The sequence below is a fragment of the Vibrio nereis NBRC 15637 genome (assembly GCF_001591105.1).
In the GTDB taxonomy this organism is placed as follows: Bacteria; Pseudomonadota; Gammaproteobacteria; order Enterobacterales; family Vibrionaceae; genus Vibrio; species Vibrio nereis.
The window spans coordinates 1-5,635 of the sequence record NZ_BCUD01000037.1 but is presented as its reverse complement, the minus strand read 5'-3'; the positions used below and the strand labels follow the sequence as shown (position 1 = coordinate 5,635).

Here is a 5,635-nt window from a genome sequence, read left to right as displayed (position 1 = left end):
GTACTGGAAAACACTAAAAACAGACGATGACGCTGAATTTGATGCGGTTGTAACATTGAACGCAGCGGACATTAAACCGCAGGTCACTTGGGGGACTAACCCAGGTCAGGTAATTTCAGTCGATGCTCCGATTCCTTCTCCAGAAAGCTTTGCCGATCCCGTAGAAAAAGCCTCAGCAGAAAAAGCCTTGGCGTACATGGGTCTGGAAGCAGGTAAATCTCTATCGGATTATAACGTCGATAAAGTGTTCGTGGGTTCTTGTACTAACTCGCGTATTGAAGACATGCGTGCTGCCGCTGAAGTAGCGAAAGGTCGCAAAGTCGCTTATCACGTTCAGGCGCTAATTGTACCGGGCTCAGAGCAAGTAAAAGCGCAAGCGGAAGCGGAAGGCCTAGACGTTATCTTTAAAGAAGCGGGATTTGAGTGGCGTTTACCAGGCTGCTCGATGTGTTTGGCGATGAACAACGACCGCTTAGGTCCTCATGAGCGCTGTGCATCAACGTCAAACCGTAACTTTGAAGGACGCCAAGGCCGTGATGGCCGTACACACTTGGTAAGCCCTGCGATGGCAGCCGCCGCTGCAATTGCTGGTCACTTTGTTGATATTCGTGAGTTGGACTAAGGAGAAACTAACATGTCAGGTTTTAAACAACACACAGGCTTGGTCGTTCCCTTAGACGCTGCAAACGTCGATACCGATGCGATCATTCCAAAGCAATTTCTACAAAAGGTTTCTCGCCTTGGTTTTGGTAAACACCTATTCCATGATTGGCGTTTCCTGGATGATGCTGGCGAACAGCCAAACCCAGAGTTTGTAATGAACGCACCACGTTATCAAGGCGCTTCTATTCTACTGGCGCGTGAAAATTTTGGCTGTGGTTCATCACGTGAACACGCTCCATGGGCGCTGGCTGACTATGGCATTAAAGCGATGATTGCACCAAGTTTTGCCGACATTTTTTACGGCAACTCGATCAACAACCAAATGGTACCCGTACGCTTAACCGAGCAGGAAGTTGATGAAATCTTCCAATTTGTTGAAGCAAACGAAGGTGCGCAGGTTGAAGTTGACCTTGAAGCGATGAAAGTGCGAGCCAACGGTAAAGAGTACTCGTTTGAGATCGATGAGTTCCGTCGTCATTGTTTACTGAACGGTTTAGACAATATCGGCTTAACGCTTCAGCACGAAGATAAGATCGCTGAGTACGAAAGTAAGATTCCCGCTTTCTTACAGTAAGCGAATTGATGCAGAGAAAGGTTGGCTTAGGCCAGCCTTTTTTATTTGAAACAAATCTTTGATTGGTTCGGTCTTATCTACATCAATCTCTTATGAATATTACGAAAATGAAAGCACTGTTACTACTTACCCTGTCTTTATTCTCATTGAGTACATTTGCTGCTCCTAAGGCCGAACTGTGGCAATATTGGAACTCATCGAACGAGAATGCAGTTATCAAGGTTAACCACCAAAATTGGCAAACAATATTGGATAATTACCTTGTTAGTGAGGGAGAGAACACGCTATTTCGCTACCGCAGTGTTTCTTCGTCTGATAAGCAGAACCTGAAAAGCTATATTCAAAAGCTCTCTTCCATCGACCCACTCAAACTAAGCAAAGCACAACAGTACGCGTATTGGGTTAACCTGTATAACGCCATCACGGTAGATTTGATTCTAGATGCCTATCCAGTTAAATCGATTACCAAACTTGGTGGATTGTTTAGCTTTGGACCGTGGGACGAAAAGGTAGTGGTGATAAACAATAAGAAGCTCACCCTGAACGACATTGAACACCGAATTTTAAGACCAATTTGGCAAGATCCAAGAACCCACTACGCAGTGAACTGCGCAAGCTTAGGTTGCCCGAACCTACAGAGCCAAGCATTCACCGCAAGCAATACCGAACAGTTACTGGAACAAGCTGCCACGTCCTTCATTAATAGTGAGAAAGGCGTAAAAATCACCGGTAAGCAAGTTCGCCTATCTTCGATCTACGAGTGGTTTGCGACAGACTTCGGTTCTCAATCCGATCTAATCAATCATCTAGCTCGATACCGCCCAGAACTAAGTTCTCTCAAAGGTGGCTTTGAGTATGACTACGATTGGACGCTGAATGAAAAGAAATAACGAGGATCCCGTGTACTTAAAAAACAAAATTATACAGCACACTCAATATCACTATGGATATAAACATGTTTACTGGTAAGTTAGAACAAAGCTGAGCGCATGCAATGCGCCCAGCTTTAAAGATTTATAACCATTACCTAAGCGACAGTATTTATTTACATAAACGAGGGTTGGTTGAGATAGACGGTAGTATCTGTTGAAAATGCTAAAATCAAATCAAGATCACCATCCTTATCGATATCACCAAATAAAGGTGTGTGGGCATCGGTAGCAAAATTTACGCTGCTTGATAGCGTAAAGCCCCCCTGCCCATTATTGAGGTACAGGTGATGTTGTTCTTTATCCGAACCCGTAATAACAAGATCTAAAAACCCATTACTATTTACATCTAAAAAAGCCGCCGCATTACCATTCTGACCAACAAATACATCAGACTCGACAAACTCACCTTCACCATCGTTGAGATATAGATAGTTTTGCTCCGTACCATGAAAATCCATATTGGTAATAATAAGGTCAGGAAGCCCATCACCATTCACATCGCCGGCGGCAACATTATATCTTTTCTCTTTGTTACTTCTGCCAAAACGCTGACCAGAGTCTAAAAAATGACCGAGTCCATCATTCAAATAGACCATATTACTCTTATCACCACCTGCATAAATAATGTCTAGATAACCATTACCATTAACATCAGCCAACACCACATTGGATGAGTGACTAGAGGCCGAATGATCGCTCAAGTACTCCTGACTGTTAGAAAATTGACCGTTGCCACGATTCAAGTAGATCAATGGGGCTTTATATTCTTGGCCGACCACAATATCTGGATGGTTGTCATTATTAAGATCGCCCACCGCAATTGACTGACTACTTCCTTCACCCAGTAATAAACCAGCATCCTTAAACCTTCCGTGACCATCATTAAAGAAAATTTGATCACCATCAGATGTCGCTCGAATAAGATCAGGCTTACCATCAGCGTTCAAGTCGGAAGCAGCAATGGCTTGGGTTCTGCGCTGATCACCAACAGCATATGGTGAAGTTTTAAACTTACCCATATCATCACCCGGATAAACTAAAATACTGTTCTGTCGACGAGAAGCAACCAAATCAAGGTGGCCATCCCCATTCACATCAATCAAGACAGTTGAATCGTGATATTTGTCTTCACTTGTTTCAAAACGGATAGTTTGATGTTGAACAAAATTACCGTCACCCACGTCAGAACGTTTTTTCAAATACAATACTTTATTGTTAACGGCTAACGGTTCCATCTGGATGCTCTCGACAGCAGATAAAATCCCTTCTTCAACCTTGATGGTATGCTCTCCGGCAACTAAATGAGCTTTGATTGAACCCGCACTGTATTGCTCTCCTGTCAGACCAATAAGCTTGCCATCAACATACACCTTCGCCCCCAAAACAGGTTGTAGATTTTGATCCAGTATACTGAGCATTAGAGTACCCAGAATACGACCACTAACTATACTTTCGCGTTCCAGGATCAGTTTACAGCCTAGAGTCTGGTTCCACTCAACGGTAATGGAAGTATTACAGCTAGAGAATGGAGGCACGCTAGCAAACTGTTCGGACTCCTCATCAAGCTTGTGGAACGCCAAATAAGCATCCACCGTCCCTTGGCCATAAGTTTCAAACAATCCACTTGCTTTATAGATGCCATTTTCATCATATACAGTCAGTACTTTTTCCTGAACAGGAACGTTGTCTCCACTTAGACGGACAATCAGCGCTAATTCCTGAGCTGAGCCCACTTCATGAATAATTTCAGTAGGAATTGTAAAAGAGAAAGTCCCAATATCCTTTAATGCAGACAAGCTAAGTGTTACATCGGCCTGAAGTGGGATAATGTCCATTTTGGCATCTTCGCCTTCAACAAAATTCACCGAGTCATTCTGATCATCACTCTTACCCACCATCAAGTCACCATCATAGAGGCGCATTGACAACTGATACTCTCCTGGCTCTACATTCATTATTAACTCAGCTATACCAGTATCTTTATTGATGGTATAAATTTGCTCGTCTTGGTCGGCAAATGACAAACCGAATTGCGGTTGATTCAGAGCAGCGAGTTCTTCTGCAGGCCATGCAAATTTTAGCGTAGAGACGTACTGCACCTCATCTATATTATTAATGGTATCCCCTAAATTAGGTAAGAGCACGAAATCAATTTCTGGTGTTTTGCCGTCTATAATTTCCTGGCCCAGAGCCTTGGCAACATACTGATGCTCATTTCGACTCAGGATCAAAGTAAAGTCATAATGACCCGGTTTTAGTGTCAATACGCGGTGAGATACCACCTCTCCATCCGCTTTTTGAGTAACAGGCCAATCGAATTGCTGCTCCTCACCGTTGAGGATATTAATAACTTTCATCTGACCGCTATAACGCAAATCAGTATTGACCGCTTTAACAGCACTTGAACGGGAGTAGCTAACAGGTAGAGCTTTCGGTGAAGAATCAGAGCCAATTGTCTGAAAATAAGTCGCGGAAAATTCCGTATTAACTGAAACTACATTATCAGCTTTAGCAATATTCTTTTGGCTAGCGTTATCATCTTCGCCACAGCCGACAAGAAGTAAGCTAAGTAACGAGTAACCTAGCCACAGTTTCTTAATATTATGCATAGATATTTTTGATCGTGATATATAACAATACGCAACAGCGCACAATAAAACAGAGCGCAAATCTATCACAATCAAATAAAAAACAATAGCTTAGAACAAAAATATACAGCCTAGCTCAGTTTACTAAGTGAAGAATTCACGACGAGAGAAAAATTTAGCGGTTAAAAGCAGTGACCACTAGTGGTCTAGTGGCAGATCGGCATCCCCAAAGGATTAATTGGTCTAAAAGCAAAGAACTTAATGAAAGCAGAAAGCCCCCCGACATTTCTACCAAAGCTTGGCATTAATGACAGGGCTTAGATGCCATCAGAATCGCGGGCAATTAGGATGCATTCCAGGAGGAAAATATGGGGGTATAAATGAAAAAAGCCTAGTCTTTCGACTAGGCTTTCTAAGAAGTGGCGGAGCGGACGGGACTCGAACCCGCGACCCCCGGCGTGACAGGCCGGTATTCTAACCAACTGAACTACCGCTCCGCACTGGTTAGACTCTTGAGTCTAAATTAGAACCTGGCGATGTCCTACTCTCACATGGGGAAGCCCCACACTACCATCGGCGCTACTTCGTTTCACTTCTGAGTTCGGCATGGAATCAGGTGGGTCCAAAGCGCTATGGTCGCCAAGTAAAATTCTTTATATTTTGGTTTAAGCTCTATATTAAAGCGTAAAACAAATAATAAATGGTGCTGATACCCAGAATCGAACTGGGGACCTCATCCTTACCAAGGATGCGCTCTACCGACTGAGCCATATCAGCATCTTTTATTTCTGTCCTTGAGGACTAAAAAAGCCCGTTTCAAAAACGGGCTCTTTCAACTATCATCTTCACCTTTTAAAAAGGTAAAAACTAAATTTGAG

At 43.2% G+C, this 5,635-nt stretch carries 4 protein-coding genes, 2 tRNA genes and 1 rRNA gene; 3 read left to right on the top strand and 4 right to left on the bottom strand.

From position 1 onward, the window contains the following. The 3 genes from VNE01S_RS18455 to VNE01S_RS18445 form a co-directional block, all read left to right on the top strand. Positions 1–622 (top strand): aconitase family protein (locus tag VNE01S_RS18455; RefSeq protein WP_245649914.1); only part of this gene is annotated, 622 nt, incomplete at its 5' end. A 12-nt stretch (positions 623–634) separates the two neighbouring features. After that, entirely contained in the window at positions 635–1,237 is a 603-nt protein-coding gene (gene leuD / locus VNE01S_RS18450; RefSeq protein ID WP_053396569.1) for a 3-isopropylmalate dehydratase small subunit, read from the top strand. Positions 1,238–1,344: 107 nt separating this feature from the next. Then, a complete protein-coding gene (locus tag VNE01S_RS18445; RefSeq protein ID WP_053396568.1) occupies positions 1,345–2,127 on the top strand; it encodes a DUF547 domain-containing protein in 783 nt (260 codons plus the stop codon). Between the two features lie 155 nt (positions 2,128–2,282). Here the strand turns inward: VNE01S_RS18445 and VNE01S_RS18440 are convergent, their stop codons facing one another. From VNE01S_RS18440 to VNE01S_RS18425, 4 genes are all read right to left on the bottom strand, one after another. Beyond that, positions 2,283–4,778: an FG-GAP repeat domain-containing protein gene (locus VNE01S_RS18440; RefSeq protein WP_053396567.1), complete on the bottom strand. Its 2,496-nt coding sequence runs from the start codon at positions 4,776–4,778 to the stop codon at positions 2,283–2,285. Between the two features lie 399 nt (positions 4,779–5,177). Continuing rightward, positions 5,178–5,254 (bottom strand) — tRNA-Asp (locus VNE01S_RS18435). 31 nt (positions 5,255–5,285) lie between these two features. After that, positions 5,286–5,401 (bottom strand): 5S ribosomal RNA (rrf, locus tag VNE01S_RS18430). 57 nt (positions 5,402–5,458) lie between these two features. Beyond that, positions 5,459–5,534 (bottom strand) — tRNA-Thr (locus VNE01S_RS18425). Between the last annotated feature and the right edge of the window lie 101 nt (positions 5,535–5,635).